This window comes from Pseudomonas fluorescens, from assembly GCF_902498195.1.
GTDB lineage: Bacteria > Pseudomonadota > Gammaproteobacteria > Pseudomonadales > Pseudomonadaceae > Aquipseudomonas > Aquipseudomonas fluorescens_BU.
The window spans coordinates 182190-203391 of record NZ_CABVIY010000007.1 but is presented as its reverse complement, the minus strand read 5'-3'; the positions used below and the strand labels follow the sequence as shown (position 1 = coordinate 203391).

The window sequence follows — 21202 nt, the reverse complement described above, 5'->3', positions numbered from 1 at the left end:
GACTCGCCAAGTGTTGTTGTCCTACGGGGTAAACATGGATATTCAGATAATTACACGCGAAGGCGAACCCGAATACGCGGTTCTGCCATGGGCTCAGTATCAGGCTCTACTGAAAGCAGCAGGCATCAACGAAGCACCGCCGCGCCCGGCTCCGGCGCCGCTCGCAGCAACCCAGGACCCGATTCTTCCAGGTCTTGATCAATTACGCAGTTTGCGCGAAGGCAAGGGCATCGCCATCGAGGCGCTCGCCCGCACGGTAGGCATCAGCCCGTCGTATCTGGCCATGATCGAGAGTGGCGAGCGTCAGCCCGACGCTGCGATTCGCCGCAGCCTGGCCTGGGAGTTGACGGTGCCCGGTTGGAGGGATGAATCGTGAGCGTACGCATCAGTCGTCAACACTGGGACGGATTGCTGGGCGAACTGGATCAGGCGCGTCGACAGCGTCATCTGCTGACTTACCGGGCGTTGCTCGAGCGTCTGCAACTCCCGACACCGGCCATGCAAACCCTGACGGCCGCGCTTGAACATCTGGCTGCGCTGGATGCCAAGGCCGAGCAGCCCTTGCGCAGTTCGCTGGTGATCAGCCAGGGTGCCAGTCGCCTGCCACGCACCGGATTCTTTGAGTGTGTCGAGCGTCTCGGGCGTTTTTCCGGACCCTCCGATGGCGTCGCTGCCGCTTCCTGGCATGCCTCGGAAGTGGTGCGGGTGTTCGAATACGAGTACCCCGAATCGGCGGAGGCCTGAGTGTTTTTACGCATCAAGGCCCGATTCGGTTACTGGCTGGCACGCCGGCTGTTTCATTGGCCATGGTTTGTGCGACAACCCCGAGGCTGGAGCTGGCTTGAAGGTCAGTTTGCGCGCATGGCGAACCTGGGTGATGTCGGCGCCCAGAGTTTTTATGGCCACATCCTGACCTTTCGCGGCGTCGGTCTGGGCGCACGCGAAGAGGGGGTTCGCCTGCTGCGCTTGGCGGCATTGGCGGGCGATGGCAAAGCGGCGTATCAAATGGGAGTGATCAGCCTTGCCGGGTCTGCGAGCAAAGCCCCGGATCGTGCCGAAGCTGCACGATTCTGGCTGATAGCCACGAAGGCCGGGCATCCTCTCGCACAGGTCAAGCTCCAGGAACTGGCATCGCGCCGTTCCATGGAATAAAAACGATCTATCTGACAGATGCGCGTGGCGTAGGGGGAGCACTCCTACGCCACTTTTTTGTAGGTGAAGAGGTTTTAGCGAATCGCCCTACATCAACATCATCCTTGCCTGACTTCTTTCCTCATTAATCCCCCGCACAGTCCCTCGCGCCCAATTTTCAGTGCGAGAGATTGCTCATGTCCTACCCGGTTTTTCGCAAATGCCTACCTGTTGATGGGCGAATGGATCACATTGCCCGGATCGGGCAGGCGCTCGACCCTTTCCAGACCAGGACCGTCACCCTCGATGAAAATGGCAGGGGCCTGTTCCGCGGCGGAACTTACGACGACGTCACGATTCGGGCAAAAAATCCGTGCGGCGACCATGCCGATTCCGCCTTCAGCACCGCCATCCACGGCTGCCCGGTGTCGCTGGTCACCGGTGAAGGGCTGCTGATCCTCACCGACGGTGTGCTCGACGGGATGTTGCCGTTCGAGTTCATCCGCCTCTATCGCACCAGCGCAGCGGACATCGACTGTGGCCTCGGTTTTGGCTGGAGCCATTCGCTGGCCCAGCGTCTGGAGATCAAGTGCGACTCGGTGCTGTGGATCGACCACGAAAACCGCCGTACGCCGTTTCCGCTACCGACTCTGGCGCGACCGGCCATCCACAACAGCTTGTCGCGGGCGGCGATTTATCTCGGTGATCAGCATGAAGAATTGATTGTGGCGCTGGCCGGCGAAACGGCACGTTTCTATCATTTTCGCGCTGGGCATCTGACGGCGATCAGCGACGCCTACGGCAATCGTCTGACGGTGCAGCGCGATTTATCCGAGCGTATCCAGCGCCTGGATAACGGTGCCGGGCGTTGCTTGCAGCTGCGTTATGAGCGCCAGCACCTGATTGCCATCGATTACCAGAGCTTTGACCTCGTCGAGGGCCAGCCACCGGCCTGGCGCACCGAACAGACGCTGGTCAACTACCGCTACGACGCCCGGGGCCGGTTGATCGAAGCGCGCAACGCCGCCGGGGAAAGCGAGCGTTACGACTACGACGAGCAGCACGTCATTTTGCAGCGACAACTGGCCGCAGGCGCCAGTTTCTACTGGGAATGGGAGCGGCCCGGCAAGGCGGCGCGCTGCATCCGCCTTTGGGCGTCGTTTACCCGGATGAACACCCGGTATCACTGGGGCGACGGCGCAAGCGTGCAGCTTACGCACGCCGACGGGAGCCGGGAAACCTACGTCCACGACCATCAGGCGCGGCTGGTGCGCCGGGTCGCGGCCGACGGCGGTGAACAGCAAAGGACCTATGACGCCCAGGGCCGCTTGATGGCCGAGCAAGACGCGCTCGGCGCCATCACCGAATACCGCTACGACGAAAGCGGACGGTTGATCGCGCTGATTCCGCCGGAAGATGCGCCGACGTCCTACGAATACCGTAACGGTTTCCTGCACGCCCGTTATCGTGGCCAGGCCAAGTGGACCTTGCGACGCAACGCCCAGGGCGATGTCATCCGGCTGATCGACCCCGACGGTGAAATCATCTGCCACGAATACAATGCCCAGGGCCGCTTGCTGCTGATCCGATACCCGGACCACAGCTGTCATCTGTTTACATGGAACCGCCTCGGCCAATTGCGCGGCGAAACCCTACCCGACGGTGGGCGCCGGCAGTATGCCTACGACGTGTTGGGGCGGCGGATTACCGTTCAGGATGAATTCGGCGGCGTCACCCATTACCTGTGGGATGCCGTCGGCCGACTGCTGCGGACGATTCTTCCTACCGGCGCCAGTCGCAGTTTCAGCTATAACGCCGACGGCCGTCTCACCGCCGAGCGCGATGAACTGGAGCGCGTCACTCGCTATGAGTATGCCGACGATCTGCACTTGGTCAGTCGGCGGATCAACCCCGACGGCACGCAACTCAAATACCGCTACGACCACGCACAGCTGTTGCTGACCGAGATCGAGAACGAAAGCGGTGACAAATATCGGCTGGACTACACGCCCGGTGGATTGATTCGACAGGAAACCGGCTTCGAAGGCCGACGCACCGCTTATGCCTACGACCGCAACGGCCAGTTGCTGAAAAAAACCGAGTTCGGTGATGACGGCTCGCAACTCGTCACCGTCCATCAACGTGACAGTGCCGGGCGCCTGCGGGCCAAGACCCTGCCCGACGGGATCCGGGTCGAGTACCGCTACGACAGCCTGGGGCGCCTGGCCAGCGTCGACGACGGTCAGGACCATCCACTGGCGTTCGAATACGACGCCCATGACCGACTGATCACTGAACACCAGGGCTGGGGCACGCTGAGCTACGGCTATGACGCTTGCGGCCAGCTCCGGCACCTGTACCTGCCGGACAACAGCCGTCTTCAATATCACCGCGCCGAGGGCGGTGCGCTGACCGCCATTGATCTCAACGGTTCTCGGCTCACCGGCCATCGGTTCGACTTCGGCCGTGAGCGCCAGCGCCAGCAAGGCCTGTTGCTCAGTGACTACGCCTACGACAAACAGGGCCGCCTGCGAGCCCACACCGTCTGCCAAAACCAGGCTCTGTTGTACCGTCGCGACTATGCCTACGCCGCCAACGGCAACCTCCTACAGGTCAGCGACAGCCGTCACGGCCAGCGCCACTACCAGTACGACCCACTCGACCGCCTGATCCACGTCCGCCACTCCCGCGAACAGACCCCAGAACACTTCAGCCACGACCCGGCCGGCAACCTGCTGATCCACGACCGCCCCGGCCCCTGGCACTTGAAGGGCAACCGCCTGCTGCGCCACGGCGACTGCCACTACGACTACGACGCCTACGGCAACCTGATCCGCGAACGCCGTGGCAATGCCGTCACCGAATACCGCTACGACAGCCAGCACCGGCTTATCGCTATCCAGCTGCCCGACGGCTGCCAGGCCTCCTACCGTTACGACGCCTTCGGTAGACGCATCGCCAAGACCGTCGACGGCCACACCACTGCCTTCTTCTGGCAAGGCAACCAGCTCATCGCCGAAAGCAGCGCCAGCCACTACCGCAGCTACCTCTACGAGCCCGGCAGCTTCCGCCCGCTGGCGCTGCTCGACGGCCAAGGACCGGAGCACGCTTGCCCGTTTTTCTATCAACTCGACCACCTCGGCAACCCGCAGGAACTCACCGACTACCGTGGCGACATCGTCTGGTCGGCCCGATACACCGCTTACGGAAAAGTCAGCCAACTGAGGCACGGCGGCGAACAGCCGGAGCAACCGCTGCGTTTGCAGGGCCAGTACTTCGACGCCGAGAGCGGGTTGCACTGCAGTCGCCATCGCTACTATCAGCCGGATAACGGGCGCTATCTGACGCCGGAACCGGTGAAGCTGGCGGGTGGGTTGAATGCCTATCGGTATGTGCCGAATCCGACGGGGTGCCCGGCGCCAGATGGCAGTGCGGGCGCTAATGCGAATGAAGGTGAACCCGGGGTTCCACATTTGCGAGCGACGTAAAAACCTCTGGCGGCGTGGTTGACCGCGATGGCTTCAGATCAGTCACCGCTGTCCAACCCGGTATTCCTCCACGGACTCCGGCACCGCCAGGCTATCAATGACATGCACGCTATACCCCGGTACATTCTTCGCGTGATGTTTGGCCTGGGACGCCATCTCAGCCAACTGACTGGCGTCGATGGTTGCGCAAGCCTCGGGATGCAAATGCACCACGCCGATGGACAGGGACAGCAACGGAAATTCCTGGCGCACACCCTGGCGGTTGGGGGCGATGAAGCAGCCGGCTTCGAGGTGTTCGGTGCGGTAGAAGCGTCGGCACTGGCTCTGGAAATCGTCCAGCAGCTGGTTTAAACGTTTGCCCCAGTCTTCCGGGCCGAGCACCAGCAGGAAGTCATCGCCGCCGATGTGGCCGACGAAGTCGCGGGACGGATCGACGCGGTCATTCAGGCATTGCGCCAGGCACAGCAGGACTTCGTCGCCGCGACCGTAGCCGTAGATGTCGTTGAAGGGTTTGAAGCTGTCGATGTCGACATAACAAATCACCGACTCGCGCTTCTGTTGTAACAACCGCGTGAGGCATTGCTGGATCGGCACGTTGCCCGGCAGCAGGGTCAGCGGGTTGGCGTAGCGGGCCTGCTGGATTTTCAGTTCGGTAATCAGTTTGAGCACATCGATCACCCGGCCCAGGCCCAGGTAGCTACCGTTGAGGGTGATGATGAAATCTTCTTCGATGCGTTGCCGGGCCCGGCTGGTGATCAGGCGGCTGACCTGTTGCAGCGACTGGCTCAGTTCGACGGCGAGGAAGTCATCGTTCATCAAGCGGCTGATGGGTTTGCGGGCAAAGAGGTCGGTGGCAAACGGCTTGAGCAACGCATCCGAAAGTGAATGCCGGTGGACGATGCCGCAAGGCTGGCCTTGTTCGTCCAGCACCGCCAGCGAGTTCAGGTTGGCCTGGCGGCGGAAGGCCTCAAGGACGTTGGCGGTCGGGGTATGGCGGCCCACGGCGGGCTGGTCATTGAGCAGGGCGCTGAGGTCGCTGGCTTCGTCGTTCAACGCCACGGCGGTATTGTCTTGCCTGGGCATCAGGGTCCGGGCGTCCCGGGGCGGATGTTCCTGGGGGCGGCAGAGCAGGTAGCCCTGGACCAGATCGACACCCATTTCGGTCAACACGGCCAGCTCTTCCGGCAGCTCGATACCTTCGGCGATCACCTGCGCCCGCGACGCCTTGGCGATTTGCAGGATCGACCCGACGAACTCGCGCTTGAGCGCATCCTGATGAATGCCGTCGATGAAATGCCGGTCGATCTTCACGTAGTCCGGGCGCAGCTCGGACCACAGGCGCAGGCTTGAATAGCCGGCACCCAAGTCATCCAGGGCAATGGAAAAACCCATTGCCCGGTAGTGATGCAGGGCGTTTTGCAGCAACTGGAAATCATCGATCGGCGTCTGCTCGGTGAGTTCGATCACCACCTGGCTCGGCGGAATGCCGAAATCCTGGAGCAATTGCAGGGTGCGACCCGGTTGGTGAGCGGATTCGAGCAGGGATTCGGGAGACACGTTGAGAAACAGCTTGCCGGGCAGTTGCTGTTCATTGAAACGTCGACAGGCGCTGTGCCGACAGGCAATTTCCAGTTCACTCAAGCGGCCGGCTTGCCTGGCCACGGCGAATAAGGCGATGGGGGAGTGCAGGGGGCTGTTGGACGGGCCGCGACTGAGGGCTTCGTAGCCGAGAATCCGTCGCTCGGAGAGGCTGACGATGGGCTGGAACAGACTGTGCAAGCCGCCTTGAGTCAGGATTGAACTCAATGCACTCAGCTGTTCGGTCGTGGTCATGGCGATCTCTGGCGATAAATAAAGGACTGGGCGTGCCCTTGGTAAAAGAGCACGCCCAGTCCTTTATTTCACGACAGGATGATGACTGTTTGATGACGCTCCGGGGAGCGTCAGCATTAAATTGCCATCATTTGTGTTGAAGCACTCAGTGCTTGGCCACCGCCGTGTTGAGCTTGAGGTAGTCCAGCAGGATGCGTCCGGTCTCGCTCAGGTAGGCATCGTCTTCCGGCTTGGTCTTGTCCGGCTCGGCCGCGATCGCGTCTTCGTCTTCTTTCTTCAGCTCTTTGAGCGGCTCTTCACCCTTGGCCTTGCGACGGATGTTCTCCATGGCCAGTTGCTTGGCTTCGATATCGGCGTGTTGCGCACGACGGTCGGCCTCGTTGAGGCTGACGGTTTTTTCCGACATCAGCTTCTGCGCCAGGGCCAGCTTGTCGCGAATGAACACGAACTCCGCGTCCTTGGCCGTACGCACGTCATGCTCGGACTTGAGCTGGGTGATGTACGGTTTGAACGGGTCGACCGCCGGCTTGATCGCCGCGCGGATGGTGTCCCACGGCATGGCTTCCGGCAGGGCGCTTTCGCCGATTTCCTTGGTGTCGATGATCGACGGGTAATCGATGTCCGGCAGTACGCCCTGATGCTGGGTGCTCTGGCCGGAAACCCGGTAGAACTTGGCCAGGGTCAGTTTCAGTTCGCCATGGTTCAGCGGCTGGATGGTCTGCACGGTGCCTTTGCCGAAGGTCTGGCCGCCGATGATCAGTGCGCGGTGGTAGTCCTGCATGGCGCCGGCGAAAATTTCCGAAGCCGAGGCGGACAGGCGGTTGACCAGCAACGCCATCGGGCCTTTGTAGAACGCGCCCGGGTTTTCATCTTCGAGCACATCGACGCGGCCATCGGCGTTACGCACGAGGACGGTCGGCCCCTTGTCGATGAACAGGCTGGTCAGCTCGGTGGCTTCCTGCAGGGAGCCGCCGCCATTGTTACGCAGGTCGATGACCACGCCGTCGACCTTGTCTTTCTGCAACTCGGTCAGCAGCTTCTTGACGTCGCGGGTGGTGCTCTTGTAGTCCGGATCGCCGGCACGGAAGGCCTTGAAGTCCAGGTAGAAGGCCGGGATCTCGATGACGCCCAGCTTGTAGTCCTTGCCATCCTGCTTGAGGTTGAGCACCGACTTCTTCACGGCCTGGTCTTCGAGCTTCACCGCTTCGCGGGTGATCGGCACGATCTTGCTGGTCTGGTCGTTCGGCGCATTGCTGGCCGGGATCACTTCCAGGCGCACCACGGTGCCTTTCGGCCCACGAATCAGCTTGACCACTTCGTCGAGGCGCCAGCCCACCACGTCGACCATCTCCTTGTTGCCCTGGGCAACGCCGATGATCTTGTCGGCCGGGGCGACCAGCTTGGTCTTGTCCGCGGGGCCTGCCGGCACCAGGCGCACGACTTTCACTTGATCGTTATCGCTCTGCAACACGGCGCCGATGCCCTCCAGGGACAGGCTCATGTTGATGTCGAAGTTTTCCGCGTTATCCGGCGACAGATAGTTGGTGTGCGGGTCGTAGGACATGGCGAAGGTGTTGATGTACGCCTGGAAGATGTCTTCCGCGCGGGTCTGGTCCAGGCGCGCCAACTGGTTCTTGTAGCGCTTGGTCAGGGTTTCCTGGATTTGCTTGGAATCCTTGCCGGCGATCTTCATCCGCAGGACCTCGTCCTTGACGCGTTTGCGCCACAGGTCGTCGAGTTCGGCGGTGGATTTGAGCCAAGGGGCGTCCTTGCGGTCGATCAGCAAGGTTTCCTTGGTATTGAAGTCGATCTTGTCGACGCCCTTGTTCAGCTCGGCAAGGGCGAAGTCCAGACGCGCCTTGACGCGGTCCAGGTAGCGCTTGTAGATGGTGAACCCGGCGTTGAGGTCGCCGCTCTTGAGGAAGTCGTCGAACTGGGTTTTCCACTTGTCGAATTCGGTGATGTCGCTGGCCATGAAATAGCTGCGCGAGGGGTCCAGCAACTTCAGGTAACTGTCGTAGATGATCACCGAGCGCGCGTCATCGAGCGGCGGCTTGCTGTAGTGGTGGCGCTTGAGCAACTCCACGACGTTCAGACTGGCGATGACTTCGTCACGATCAGGTTGAAGCTTGTCCCAGCTATTGGCTGCGAAAGAATTGCCGGACAGCGGCAAAAGGCCGATACCGATGAAAAGGGCGAGGGCAGTGCTGGGGAACAAACGCTTCATGTTGATTCGACGCGGGGACAATTGATAACGCATATTAGGCCGTCTTTGAAGTCGCCGGTTCCACAAGGGCCGGTCGCATAATGCAAAAAGCCCGGCGCTACAGCTTCGGGCTCAGTCCAGACTCACTATGGAGGCACTGTGAAAGCATTGCAAGGCGTTGACGGTCAAGTGGAGTGGGTTGAAGAGCCAAGTCCTGCGTGTGATGTGGGGCAAGTTCGCATTCGAGTGGCGGCTGCGGGTCTCAATCGCGCCGATCTGTTACAGAAGGCCGGTCTTTACCCGCCTCCGCCGGGGGCCAGCCAGGTGCTCGGTCTAGAGTGTTCGGGAGTCATCAGCGAGGTCGGCGCGGGCTCGTCCTGGCAAGTGGGGGATCGGGTTTGCGCCTTGCTGGCCGGGGGCGGGATGGCCGAAGAGGTGGTTGTCGACGGACGGCACGTGTTGCCGGTTCCCGACGAAATGTCGTTGGCCGAAGCCGCTGCGTTGCCGGAAGTCTATGCGACTGTCTGGTTGAATGTGTTTCAGCTCGCCGCGCTCAAGCCGGGTGAAAAAGTTTTGCTGCACGCCGGCGCAAGTGGCATCGGTTCAGCGGCCATTCAGCTGTGCAAGGCGTTTGGCAATCCGTGCTGGGTCAGCGTCGGCTCCGCCGAGCGCCTGGCCTACTGCGAAGCGCTCGGGGCCCAGGGTGGCGTGGTGCGCACCGGCGACCTGGAGAGCCTGAGGGACCTGGGGCCGTTCGACGTCATCCTCGACCCGGTGGGCGGCAACTACGCGGCGCTGAACCTGAAACTGCTGGCGGCTGACGGTCGCTGGGTGCTGATCGGCCTGATGGGCGGTCGCGAAGCCAAGCTGGACTTGGCGCAGGTGCTGGCCAAGCGTGTGCAGCTGCTGGGGTCGACCCTGCGCAGTCGTGACGATCAGTTCAAGGCGGATCTGTTTAGCGATCTGCGCCAGCATGTCTGGCCGCTGTTCGCCGATAAACGCCTGAGCCCGCAACTGGCCAAGGCCTTCCCGATCAAGGATGCCGAGGCGGCGTTTGCGCAGTTGGCGAGTAACACGGTGGCGGGGAAACTGGTGTTGGTGATTGACGAGAGCTTGACCTGACACCACCGAACCTTGTGGGAGCGGGCTTGCTCGCGAAGGCGGCATGTCAGTCGACATCAATGTCGAATGATCAACCGCTTTCGCGAGCAAGCCCGCTCCCACAGGGATCCGGATTACTTCCAGATATGGATCGGCCAGCCGGCCTTTTCGGCCTGCTCAAGCAGCACCGGATCCGGGTTGACCACGTGCGGGAAGTCCACCTTCAGCAACAACGGCAGGTCATTGCGTGAGTCGGAATAGAAACTCGCGCCTTCCAGGTTTTCCTCTTCCGCATCCAGCCATTCCAGCAGCCGGGTGATCTTGCCCTCGCGGTAGGTCAGGGTGCCGACGGTGTGGCCGGTATAAACCCCGTGCGCCACTTCCAGCTCGATCCCGAGAATCTCGTCGATGCCCAGGCGCTCGGCAATCGGCCCGACCAGGTGCGTGCCCGAGGCCGAAATCACCAGGATGCGGTCGCCAGCCTTGCGGTGGGCGGCGATGGCCTTGGTGGCGTCGCTGAAGATGATCGGCTCGATGAAGTCTTCCACCCACGGGCCGACCAGGTGCTCGACCTCCTCGGGCGTGCGCCCGATCATCGGTTCCAGGCTGAAGGTCATGAATTCCTCCATGCGCAGCTTGCCGTGGCTGTAGGCGTCCATCAGCTCGTCGTTCTTGCGCATGAAAGAGTCGGGATCGACCCAGCCCAGGCGACCCATTTGTTCGCTCCAGAGGGTGGCGCAATCGCCGTGGATCAGGGTTTCGTCCAGATCAAAAATTGCCAGGGCCATCAGTGCGGTTCTCTCTTCAACGTCAGCAAAGGCATCAGGCTACCTCACACAGGGCCGTCGGATCGATGGAAAGCGCCAGGCGCTGACCATCGGGATGCAGGTCGGCGCCCGAGCGGTTGAGCACATCCACCACCAATTCCACGCCGCGGGCTTCGATGCGGTAGCGAATCACGTTGCCCAGCAGGCTGTGGCTGCGCACCTGAGCGTCCAGCTCGCCGGTCAGGCTCAATTCGATGGCCTCCGGGCGAATGGCGATGCGGTGGGTGACGGGACGTTGCAGCAGCTTCGAGGCCGCGGCGGCGTCCAGCAGGTTGTAGTTGCCGATGAACCCGGCGGCGAACACATCCACCGGCGCGGTGTACAGGGTCTCGGCGTCGCCGCTTTGTACGATTTTTCCCTGATTCATCAGGAAAATCCGGTCAGACATGGTCAGGGCTTCTTCCTGATCGTGTGTGACGAAAATCGTGGTCAGACCCAGTTCGCGCTGGATCTGACGGATCTGTTCACGCAGGTGCTTGCGGATCCGCGCATCCAGGGCCGACAGCGGTTCATCCAGCAGCAGCAGGCGTGGCCGGGTCACCAGCGAACGGGCGAGGGCGACACGCTGGCATTGGCCGCCGGACAGCTGATGCGGATAACGGGCGGCGAAGTCATTGAGCTCCACCAGTTTCAGTACCTCGGCGACGCGCTTTTGGGTGTCGTCGGCATTGACCTTCTGCATGCGCAAGCCGAAGGCAACGTTTTGCTCGACGTTCATGTTGGGGAACAGTGCATAACTCTGGAACACCATGCCGATCCCGCGTTTTTGCGGGCTCAACGGCACGATATCGACGCCATCGAGCAGGATCTTGCCGCCATCCACCGAGGTCAGCCCGGCGATGCAACGCAGCAGCGTGGACTTCCCGCACCCGGACGGGCCGAGCAGGGTGACGAATTCGCCTTTCTGGATGTCGCAGTTGATATCGCTGAACACCGGGGTGCCCGCGTAGTTTTTCTGCAGATGTTGGACGCTGACATAGCTCATTCGCTTTTGTCCTTGTTCAAGATATTGGCCGCCCAGGTCAGAACCAGCACAAAGAAGAAGTAGGAAATCACCAGCGCACTGGTGAAGTGGCCGCTGCTGTTGCGCATGTTGTTGAGGTAGACCTGCAGGGTTTCGTAACGGGTGCCGACGAGGATGTTGGCGAACACGAACTCGCCGAACAGGAACGAGAACGACAACAGCAGCGCCACCATCAGGCCCTTGCGCAGGTTCGGCAGGACCACCAGGATCGCCGCCTGAAAGGTGCTGGCGCCAAGCAGCTGGGCGGCGTCCATCAGGTCATGCAGGTTGATCGCTTGCAGGTTATTGGTGATCGCCCGGTACATGAACGGCAGCGCCACGGTGAAGTAGCAGCCGATCAGGATCCACGGCGTGCCCACCATCGCCAACGGCCCGGAACCGTAAAGCTGCAACAGCCCGACCGATGACACCACCGGCGGCACGGCGAAGGGCAGCAGGATCAGGATGTTCATGAGGGCATCGAGTTTCGGGAAGTGGTAATGCACCACGAACAGCAACGGCAGAATCAGCACCACCGACAGCACCAGCGCGCCCACGCAGACCAGCAGCGATTGGCCGAAAGCACCCAGGAAGCGCGGATCGCTCCACAATTGCGCATACCATTTGATGCTGAAGCCGCTGGGCAGGATGGTTGCCGACCAGCTGCTGGAAATCGAGTAGATAAAGGTGCCGACCAATGGCAGTAAAAGGATGGCGAACAGCAGATAGACCACGATCCGATGGTAGATGCCGGCGGGGCCCGATTCAGCGCGAGACATGGTAGCTCCTCTTCAACAGCAGCTGATGCACGACGGTCACCAGGGTCATCAACGCCACCAGCACCACGGCCAGCGCGCTGGCCAGGTTCGGGTCCAGGGAAATGTCGCCGGAGACCATCGCCGCGATCCGGATCGGCATCACGTTGAAGTTGCCGGTTGTCAGGGCATACACCGTGGCGTAGGCGCCGAGGGCGTTGGCCAGCAGGATCACGAACGTGCCGAGCAGGGCCGGGGTCAGCACGGGCAGGCCGATGTGCCGCCAGAATTGCCAACTGTTCGCCCCGAGCAGCGCGGCAGACTCGCGCCAGTCTTCGCGCAGGGCATCGAAGGCCGGGTAGAGCAGCAGCACGCCAAGGGGAATCTGGAAGTAGGTGTAGAGAATGATCACGCCGGTTTTCGAATACAGGTTGAAGTCCTGAATGATCCCGGCCTGTTTGAGCATGATGGTGAAGGTGCCGTTAAAGCCCAGCAGGATGATGAACGCGAAGGCCAGCGGTACGCCGCTGAAGTTGCTGGTCATGTTGGCGAAGGCGTTGACGAAGTTGCGCAGTTTCGAGTCGACCCGGTGCAGGGAATAAGCACCGAGCACCGCGATGACGATGCCGAACACGCTGGACCAGAAGCTGATTTCCAGGCTGTACTGGATCGCCTGCAGATAGAACTTCGAGTTGAAAATCCGGGTGAAATTGGCGATGCCCCAGCCGAATTCTTCCGATTCCAGGCTGTTGATCATCACCCATGTCAGCGGGGCAATTTCGAACACGATGAAGAACAGGGCGAAGGGCACCAGGCACAAGGCGGCCAGCCATTTGCCGCGAGTCGTTGAGGTCACTTGAGCAGCTCCCGGCACACGGGTTTGTCGTGGGGCACGCCCAGCAGTTCGCAAACGGTGCCACAAATCTCGGTCTGTCCGGGCGTGGCATCGGCGTTGAAGCTGAAGGCATCGCCGAGCACGAACAGCGGCACTTCGCGTTCTTCGGGCAGCAGGCCGTTATGGGAGCGGTCGTTGTTCATGCCGTGATCGGCGGTCACCAGCACCTGATACCCGGCGTCGAGCCAGCCTTGCAGGTAGTCGGCCAGGATGATGTCGGCCGAACGGGCGCTGTTGCGGTATTGCGGGGTGTCCAGGCCGTGCTTGTGCCCGGCGTCGTCGATGTTCATGGGGTGAATCAGCAGGAAATTCGGCGCATGGCGCAGGCGCAGGCTTTCAGCGTCGGCGAACAGGTGCGAGTCGGGGTAGTGATCGCTCCAGTAGAAGTGCCCGTGCTGGATCGGTAGCCCGGGGTTGTCGGTGTGGCGATCCCGGGCCGCCACGAACGGCGAACGGTTATACAGTTCGCTGACCCAGTGATAGGCGGCCGCGGCGGTGGTAAGGCCGGCGTCGGTGGCGTAGTGGTAGATGCTGCGCTGGTTGGACAGGCGCGAGACGTTGTTGTGAACGATGCCGCTGTCGATCGGCGTGACGCCGGTCAGGATGCATTCGTACAGCGGTCGGGACAGGGCCGGCAGCTCGCACTCCAGTTTGTAGAGCGCTGCGCGTCCTGCGCCGACGTAGGCCTGCAGGTGCCCCATGGCGTGGCGGGCGACCTCGTAATTGAGGCCGTCGAGCACGACAAGGATGACGTTGTGCTTCATAGGGGCAAAAACTCCACGAAACAGGAAATCGGAAATTTCGGACTTCACTCGGTCCACTGTGGGAGCGGGCTTGCTCGCGAAAGCGGTTGATCATTCAACATTGATGTCGACTGATACGCCGCCTTCGCGAGCAAGCCCGCTCCCACAGGGATCTACCGCGTTATTTCATTTCCACGATGACTTCTTCGTTCCACTTCTGAGGCAGCGACTTGGAGGTTTTTTCCCACGCATCGGCGTCCTTGATCGGCGTGACGTTTTTGTACTGTTCGTTCGGCAGCAGCTTGGCCTGGACATCGGCTGGCAGGGTCAGGTGCTCGGCGCGGATCGGCCGGGCGTTGCCCTTGGCCAGGTTGATCTGGCCGGCGTCGCTGAAGATGTACTCGCGGGTCAGCTTGGCGGCGTTTGGGTTCTTGGCGTATTTGTTGATGATGGTGGTGTAGCCGGAAATCACCGAACCGTCCGATGGGATCAGTACGGTGTAGTCATCCGGATTGGCCATCTTGGCCTTGTAGCTCAGGCCGTTGAAGTCCCAGACCACGCCGACTTCGATTTCGCCTTTTTCCATGGTGGCAATGGTCGGGTTGGACATCGACAGGCGACCTTGTTTGGCAATGTCGGCGAACAGATCCAGTGCCGGCTTGAGGTTCTTCTCGTCACCACCGTTGGCCAGCGCGGCAGACAGAACACCGTTCGCGGCTTGTGCGGCGGTGCTCACATCACCGATGGACACTTTGTACTTGCCATCCTTGAGGTCCGCCCATTTGGTCGGTGCGTCGGAACCGTGCAGCAGCTTCTTGTTGACGATAAAGGCAATCGTGCCGGTGTAGGCCAAGGCCCAGTGACCGTCCTTGTCCTTAGCCCAGGTTGGCACCTGGTCCCAGGTAGATGGCTTGTAGGGCTGGGTGACGTCCTGTTTCACCGCGATCGGGCCGAAGGCCGCGCCGACGTCGCCGATGTCGGCGCTGGCGTTGTCTTTTTCAGCGGCGAACTTGGCGATTTCCTGGGCGGAGCTCATGTCGGTGTCGATGTGTTTGAGGCCGTAATTCTTGGCCAGGTCTTCCCAGGTGCCTTTCCAGTTGGCCCAGTCATCGGGCATGCCGACACTGTTGACCGCGCCTTCCGCTTTCGCAGCGGCTTCCAGGGTTTTCAAATCATCAGCCGCCATGGCGGCGGTGCACATGGCAATGGTCGAGCCTAACAGTGATGCCAGGAAAAGCTGTTTCATTCCGAAGCTCCTATGGGCGTTTTCAACGCTGCGATTGCGATTGTGTTGGTCTAGGTCAGCAATACCTGAGCCAATCTAAGGGCGCTCGATGACACTTTGATGTCGTTCGTCGCCCGACAGGGCGCTTATTTGCCCGGCATTGGCGGGTGTCCGGTAAGCGTAGACCATCGGCAAGAGCCCGCTACACAAGGGATTTGGCCGATGAATTGCAGGCTTTGCGGGCCGTCATCCGAATGACCATTGGGCAACTTGTCATCTCTCAGTCATCTGCAATGCCTACGCTTGCAGGATGTTTGAAACGCCGTTTTATCGTGCGGTTCTGCCCCGAAACTGTGCTGGTCTAGTCCAGATAGGTAACGTTGATGCGTGATGAGGCAACAAAAGCGGTGACAGCCATCGGCCAGGTGCTTCAGGAACAACTCGATCACGGGTTGCTGGCACCGGGGAGCAAGCTGCCGGCCGAGCGCAAGCTCAGCGAATTGTTCGGGACCACTCGGATCACGGTGCGCGAGGCGTTGTTGCAGCTGGAGGCCCAGGGGCAGATTTATCGTGAGGAGCGGCGTGGCTGGTTCGTTTCGCCGCCGCGACTGGCCTACAACCTGATGCAGCGCAGTCACTTTCACGCAATGGTCAGCGCCCAGGGGCGAGTGCCGTCCACCGAGGTGATTTCTGCGCGATTGCAGCCGGCGTCGGCGGCGGTCTGTGCCTGGTTGCAGTTGCCGGCGCTGTCCAGCGTGATTCAGATCTGCCGTTCGCGACGCATCGACGGGCGGCTGGTGCTGTACGTGGAGCATTACCTGAACCCGCAATATTTCCCGGGGATTCTGGCTTTCGACCTGAATCAGTCGATCACCGAGTTGTATGCACGGCACTACGACCTGCACTACGGGCGTGTGCGTTTCGAGATTGTGCCGACGGCGTTGTCAGTGGACGCGGCCGCGGCATTGCGGGTGTCGGTGGGGAGCCCTGGGTTGCGCATTGCGCGGGTCAATTACGATCAGCACGAGCGGTTGATCGATTGTGACCTGGAGTTCTGGCGCCACGATGCGATTCACGTCGGCGTGGATGTGGTCTGATCCGGGCCGCCGCCCGCGGTGATCACCTGCACACTCATCCGCGGCGTCGCCAGGTCCATCCCGGCTTCATCCAGGTGGCGTTTGAGTGACAGGTTGAACGCCCGCGAGACTTCCCACTGCTTGATCGGCGCGGTCTTGAAGCGGGCGCGCAGGATCGCGTTGCCGGATTCGAAGCTTTCCACCCCCTGGATCTCCAGCGGCGACCAGATGTTGCGCCGTTGCAGCGGGTCGGTGCGCATTTTCTGGCCGACCTCGCGCATCAGTTTGATCGCACTGTCGATGTCCATGCTGGCAGGGACTGCGACCCGGAAGATCGCGTAGCCGAATTCCCGCGAGTAGTTCTTGATGCTTTTGATTTCGCTGAAGGGAATGGTGTGGACGATGCCGTCGATGTCCCGCAGGCGCACGGTGCGGATGGTCAGGCCTTCCACCGTGCCCAGGTGACCGCCGACGTCCACGTAGTCGTCGATGGCCAGGGAGTCTTCGATGATGATGAACAGCCCGGTGATCAGGTCGGCCACCAGCGATTGCGCGCCGAAACCGATGGCCAGGCCGATCACGCCGGCACCGGCCAGCAGCGGCGTGACGTTCATGCCCATGTTGGCCAGGGCGACGATCAAGGCAATGATGAAAATGGCCACGAACAGCACGTTGCGGATCAGCGGCATCATCGTCTGCGCGCGGGCGTTGGCCAGGCCCTTGCGTGAGCGGGTGAGGGCGTGGTGCACGGCGGTGTCGCTGAGGATCCAGATCAGCCAGGCAAAGATCAGCGTGCCACCGAGGCTGAACAGTTTGACGCTGATTTCATGCCCTTCGCCTTCGGTGAAGCGGATCAGCGACATGCCCCAGACCCGCAGGCCGAGTTCGATGAACGCCAGCCAGACCAGCAGGTGCGCGAGGGTGTAGAAGAAGCTTTTCAGGCGCTCGGAATACAGCGCATGGCGCTTCACGCCACGTTGTGGCCTCAGGGCATGGCGGCGTACCAGGCCGTTGATGACCATGCACAACACCAGCAGCACGGTGCAGATCAGTGACTGTCGCAGCGCGGTACTGGTATCGCCGGCTGAAACGAAAGTGGCGAACAATGAAATGGCCACCAGCACCAACGCTGGCACGTACCAGAAGGTGCCGAGGATTTCGATAGTGTCGCTGAGCGCGCGACGGGTCAGGCGTCGGGACAGGGGCTGGTTGCGGATCAAGTGGGCGATCGGACGACGAAAGCGCAGGATGAAAAAACCCGTGGATATCGCGGCCAGGACGTTGGCCACCGTCGCGGCGGAGTGCGCCAGGTGCACGCCCAGGCTGTCGATCAGGCGCGGGTCGTTGAGGGCTTCGCCGAACGCGGCGAAGCTGCCGATCAGCCACAACGGGCGAAAGGCCTGATGGCGCAGGATGTACAGGGCGCGGTGGCGATGCGGGCCGTCGAGCAGGGAAAAAGCGATCACGCAGACCGCGGAAAAACAGGTGCCGACCACCAGCGCATAGGCCAGGACCATGGCCAGGCTCTTGCCCAGCGACGAGGGCAGGGCGTAGCTCATGTACACCGTGATGACCAGGGCAATCAGCCACGGACCGAGCTTGCGCAGGGCGAAGCGCAGCATGTCCAGGGCCCTGGGGTGTTGCGGCAGCTCTTCGGTCAGGCCGAAACGCATGCGGACCCGATGACTGATCCAGATCAGCGCCGCCGCCAGCAGGCTCCAGACTGCCAGGATCACGGCGAAGGCGAAGATGATCGGCAGCCATTCGTTGGCGGGCAGCACCAGGGCGGTCAGTTCGTCTTTGGCCAGGTCGAATTCGTCAGACCAGCGGGTGAGCGGGCTGTCGGCCCCGGTGAATTGCTTTTCGAAGCTGGCCAGCGTCCCGCCAATCAGGCCCAGCACGCCCTCTTCGGTGGCCGGCTGGGCCTTTTTCGTGGCGTCGCGCAGTTTCTTCAAATCCGCCAGCAGCTTGGTCCGCTGCTGATCGTTTTCCAGGGACTTGATCACTTCGTCGAGGGATTGCCCGAGGGGTTCCTGCGCCTCCGGCTGGGTCTTCGCCGAACTGTTGAGCAGGCTCGGCAAGCCGACCGCCTGGGCAGGCGCCAGCGGCAGCAGCGTCATCAGGCAGACAAGGAAAAAGCACGGCAGGGCACAAAGACGAGCGAACACTGGGCGGTCAACCTCGGGGTGAGCGGGTCGACCGAGTGTACGAGCCCGTCAAAATCAATGCGAGTCAGAGAGGGATTTATTCGTTGAGTTTGGCGAGGATCTTGAAAATCACCGTGGCCAGAATGGTCAGCATGCCGATCCACATGGCGAACACGCCGAGGTTTTTGTCGCGAAAGTTGAAGCCAAGTGCCAGCAGGATCATCCCGGCAAGAATCGGGACCAGCATGGCGTGGAACGAGGACAATGAAATCATGGCGACTGCCTTGTCGGGAGGGATAGTTGAAGTCTAGGTGGCTTTTGGATGGGTAGCGGCGAGGTGAATCATCAATTCATCGTTGTCCGTGCTGCCGCCTTCGCGAGCAAGCCCGCTCCCACATTTCAAATGCATTCAAAAAGTGGGAGCGGGCTTGCTCGCGAAGGCGATCGACGAAGACGTTCAGGGGTTACGGCAACTCGCGGCAGGCGTAGAACGCGCTCAGCACTTTGACCAGGTGTGCCAGGTCATGGCTGCCGCACAGTTCGCGGATCGAGTGCATGGCGAAGGTCGGCAGGCCGATGTCCACGGTGCGTACGCCCAGGTGGCTGGCGGTGATCGGGCCGATGGTCGAACCGCAGCCCATGTCGCTGCGCACCACGAAACTCTGCACCGGCACTTCTTCGGCCATGCACAGGTGACGGAAGAACCCGGCGGTTTCGCTGTTGGTGGCGTAGCGCTGGTTGCTGTTGACCTTGATCACCGGGCCGGCGTTGAGTTTCGGGCCGTGGTTGGCGTCGTGCTTTTCCGCGTAGTTGGGGTGTACGCCGTGGGCATTGTCGGCCGAGACCAGCAGGGATTTCTGAATGGTGCGCACGAACTCATCGCCTTCGGGCAACAGGCGACGCAGGGTCTGTTCGAGCATCGGGCCGTCGGCACCGCAGGCCGAGCAGGAACCGACTTCTTCGTGATCGTTGCAGACCAGCACGCAGGTTTCGTCGGTGTCGGCGGTCAGCAGCGCTTGCAGGCCGGCGTAGCACGACAGCAGGTTGTCCAGGCGCGCGCCGGCGATGAAATCACCGTGCAGGCCGATGACGGCGGCGCTTTGGGTGTCGTAGAAACTCAGCTCGTAATCCAGCACGACGTCGGCGTTCAGGCCGTGCTCGCGGGCCAGTTGGTCGGTGATTACGGCGCGGAAATCCACGCGCTCGTCGCCGGCAAATTGCGCCAGCACCGGTGGCAGCTCGGTCTGGGCGTTGATCGCCCACCCCATGTTGGCTTCACGATTGAGGTGGATGGCCAGGTTCGGAATGATGGCGATCGGTGCCTTGAAGTCGATCAGCTGGCTTTCGACCTTGCCATCACGGCGGAACGTCACGCGGCCGGCCAGCGACAGGTCGCGGTCGAACCACGGCGCCAGCAGGGCACCGCCGTAGACTTCGACACCCAGCTGCCAGAAGCCCTGGCGTTGCAGTTCCGGTTGCGGCTTGACTCGCAGGCACGGGCTGTCGGTGTGGGCGCCAACCAGGCGGATCCCGCCGTGCAGCGGCGAGTGACGGCCCATTTTGATCGCGACGATCGAAGAGTCGTTACGGGTGACGTAGTAGCGACCGTTGGCTTCGGTGTGCCATGGCTCGCGCTCGTCAAGGCGCTGATAGCCCGCCGCTTCCAGGCGCTGAACCAGGCTGGCGGTGGCATGGAACGGGGTAGGGGAGGCCTTGAGGAAGTCGATCAGGCCTTGGTTCAACTCTTCGCGCATAAATAGCTCCAGACAGCAATGGCGCCAGTTTAACGTATTGGTCGCAGAATTGGCGGCGGCGTGTGGGTGGGGTAGCGCGTGAGCTGAATCTTAATGAGATCTTCTGTGGGAGCGGGCTTGCTCGCGAAGGCGGTGTGTCAGTCGATATCAATAGTGACTGGCAGACCGCCTTCGCGAGCAAGCCCGCTCCCACAGGGGGGTACATCTGCTTCAGAACGGGGCGGGGCACTCGAAGCGCAGGCGTTCGCCGGTCTGCGGGTGGGTGAAGCTGAGCATGCTGGCGTGCAGGCACAGGCGCGGCCAGGCGGCCAGGGCTTGTTCGTGGGCGTAGAGCCCGTCGCCGAGCAGCGGGTGGCCGATGGAGAGCATATGCACGCGCAATTGGTGCGACCGGCCGGTGATCGGCGTGAGTTCCACGCGGCACCAGTCGCCGCAACGCTCCAGCACGCGCCAGAACGTCAGGGCATGTTTGCCGAACTCATGGTCGACCACATGGCGAGGCTTGGTCGGCGGATCGTAGCGCAACGGCAGGTCGATGCTGCCACTGTCCAGTTCGGGTTGGCCCCAGCACAGAGCGGTGTAGGCCTTTTCGGTTTCACGGTCGTGAAATTGCCGGGACAGTTCACGGTGCGTATCGGGATCGCGGGCCAGCAGGATGATGCCGGAGGTTTCCCAATCCAGGCGATGGACGATTCGCGCTTCCGGGTAGCCGTTTTCCTGCAGGCGGGTGATCAGGCAGTCCTTGTTGTCGTCGGCCCGGCCGGGCACGGAGAGCAACAGGGTCGGTTTGTTCACCACCAGCACGGCGGCGTCCTGGTGGATGATGTGGACGTTGGACAACGGCATTAAAACAGCCTCGTAACAAACGCCAACGGCGGCTCAGAACTCCCAGTGTCTAATGCAGGAGCTGCCGCAGGCTGCGATCTTTTGATTTGCGTTAAAACAAGATCAAAAGATCGCAGCCTGCGGCAGCTCCTACAAAAGCCCTGAAAGCCTGAACCGCCGTGGCTCCAGCCGG

Annotated in this window: 17 protein-coding genes and 1 pseudogene; 6 read left to right on the top strand and 12 right to left on the bottom strand. The window is 61.6% G+C overall.

The annotated features are described in order from the left end of the window. Nucleotides 1-34: 34 nt before the first annotated feature. The 4 genes and pseudogenes from F8N66_RS24675 to F8N66_RS24660 form a co-directional block, all read left to right on the top strand. A complete protein-coding gene (locus F8N66_RS24675) occupies nucleotides 35-376 on the top strand; it encodes a helix-turn-helix domain-containing protein (RefSeq protein ID WP_150772643.1) in 342 nt (113 codons plus the stop codon). Beyond that, nucleotides 373-744, top strand: coding sequence for a hypothetical protein (locus F8N66_RS24670; protein ID WP_003223109.1), 372 nt, complete (start codon nucleotides 373-375; stop codon nucleotides 742-744). The genes F8N66_RS24675 and F8N66_RS24670 overlap by 4 nt, the downstream gene beginning before the upstream one ends. After that, a complete protein-coding gene (locus F8N66_RS24665) occupies nucleotides 745-1152 on the top strand; it encodes a sel1 repeat family protein (protein WP_150772642.1) in 408 nt (135 codons plus the stop codon). A 269-nt stretch (nucleotides 1153-1421) separates the two neighbouring features. Then, a pseudogene (locus tag F8N66_RS24660) lies at nucleotides 1422-4604 on the top strand (RHS repeat-associated core domain-containing protein); the annotation flags it as partial. Nucleotides 4605-4661: 57 nt separating this feature from the next. On the opposite strand, the gene F8N66_RS24655 reads toward F8N66_RS24660, so the two are convergent. Next, complete coding sequence (locus tag F8N66_RS24655; RefSeq protein WP_150772640.1) at nucleotides 4662-6452, bottom strand: bifunctional diguanylate cyclase/phosphodiesterase; 1791 nt, start codon at nucleotides 6450-6452, stop codon at nucleotides 4662-4664. 145 nt (nucleotides 6453-6597) lie between these two features. Next, complete coding sequence (locus F8N66_RS24650) at nucleotides 6598-8679, bottom strand: carboxy terminal-processing peptidase (RefSeq protein ID WP_191623051.1); 2082 nt, start codon at nucleotides 8677-8679, stop codon at nucleotides 6598-6600. A 138-nt stretch (nucleotides 8680-8817) separates the two neighbouring features. On the opposite strand from F8N66_RS24650, the gene F8N66_RS24645 reads away from it, so the two are divergent. After that, entirely contained in the window at nucleotides 8818-9780 is a 963-nt protein-coding gene (locus F8N66_RS24645) for a zinc-binding dehydrogenase (protein WP_150772638.1), read from the top strand. Between the two features lie 113 nt (nucleotides 9781-9893). Here F8N66_RS24645 and F8N66_RS24635 read toward each other — a convergent pair whose 3' ends face one another. From F8N66_RS24635 to F8N66_RS24610, 6 genes are all read right to left on the bottom strand, one after another. Then, complete coding sequence (locus tag F8N66_RS24635; protein WP_150772637.1) at nucleotides 9894-10547, bottom strand: HAD family hydrolase; 654 nt, start codon at nucleotides 10545-10547, stop codon at nucleotides 9894-9896. Nucleotides 10548-10581: 34 nt separating this feature from the next. After that, entirely contained in the window at nucleotides 10582-11571 is a 990-nt protein-coding gene (locus tag F8N66_RS24630; protein WP_150772636.1) for an ABC transporter ATP-binding protein, read from the bottom strand. Continuing rightward, entirely contained in the window at nucleotides 11568-12368 is an 801-nt protein-coding gene (locus F8N66_RS24625; protein WP_150772635.1) for an ABC transporter permease, read from the bottom strand. Before F8N66_RS24625 ends, F8N66_RS24630 begins: the two co-directional genes overlap by 4 nt. Next, nucleotides 12355-13200, bottom strand: coding sequence for an ABC transporter permease (locus F8N66_RS24620; protein ID WP_150772634.1), 846 nt, complete (start codon nucleotides 13198-13200; stop codon nucleotides 12355-12357). Before F8N66_RS24620 ends, F8N66_RS24625 begins: the two co-directional genes overlap by 14 nt. Next, nucleotides 13197-14003: an alkaline phosphatase family protein gene (locus tag F8N66_RS24615; RefSeq protein WP_150772633.1), complete on the bottom strand. Its 807-nt coding sequence runs from the start codon at nucleotides 14001-14003 to the stop codon at nucleotides 13197-13199. The genes F8N66_RS24620 and F8N66_RS24615 overlap by 4 nt, the downstream gene beginning before the upstream one ends. A 160-nt stretch (nucleotides 14004-14163) precedes the next feature. Next, the gene (locus F8N66_RS24610) at nucleotides 14164-15228 is read right to left on the bottom strand and encodes an ABC transporter substrate-binding protein (RefSeq protein WP_150772632.1); all 1065 of its coding nucleotides are present in this window, start codon (nucleotides 15226-15228) and stop codon (nucleotides 14164-14166) included. A gap of 362 nt (nucleotides 15229-15590) precedes the next feature. Here F8N66_RS24610 and F8N66_RS24605 point away from each other — a divergent pair, with 362 nt between their 5' ends. Continuing rightward, on the top strand, nucleotides 15591-16304 hold the full coding sequence (locus F8N66_RS24605) for a UTRA domain-containing protein (protein ID WP_150772631.1): 714 nt from the start codon (nucleotides 15591-15593) through the stop codon (nucleotides 16302-16304). Here the strand turns inward: F8N66_RS24605 and F8N66_RS24600 are convergent. From F8N66_RS24600 to F8N66_RS24585, 4 genes are all read right to left on the bottom strand, one after another. Further along, entirely contained in the window at nucleotides 16280-18451 is a 2172-nt protein-coding gene (locus F8N66_RS24600) for a mechanosensitive ion channel family protein (protein ID WP_150772630.1), read from the bottom strand. The two genes, F8N66_RS24605 and F8N66_RS24600, sit on opposite strands and share 25 nt — an antisense overlap. Nucleotides 18452-18527: 76 nt before the next feature. Then, nucleotides 18528-18704, bottom strand: coding sequence for a hypothetical protein (locus F8N66_RS31560; RefSeq protein WP_191623050.1), 177 nt, complete (start codon nucleotides 18702-18704; stop codon nucleotides 18528-18530). 190 nt (nucleotides 18705-18894) lie between these two features. After that, nucleotides 18895-20184: a M18 family aminopeptidase gene (locus F8N66_RS24595; RefSeq protein ID WP_150772629.1), complete on the bottom strand. Its 1290-nt coding sequence runs from the start codon at nucleotides 20182-20184 to the stop codon at nucleotides 18895-18897. Between the two features lie 210 nt (nucleotides 20185-20394). Next, on the bottom strand, nucleotides 20395-21030 hold the full coding sequence (locus tag F8N66_RS24585) for an RluA family pseudouridine synthase (protein ID WP_007944430.1): 636 nt from the start codon (nucleotides 21028-21030) through the stop codon (nucleotides 20395-20397). Nucleotides 21031-21202 lie beyond the last annotated feature (172 nt).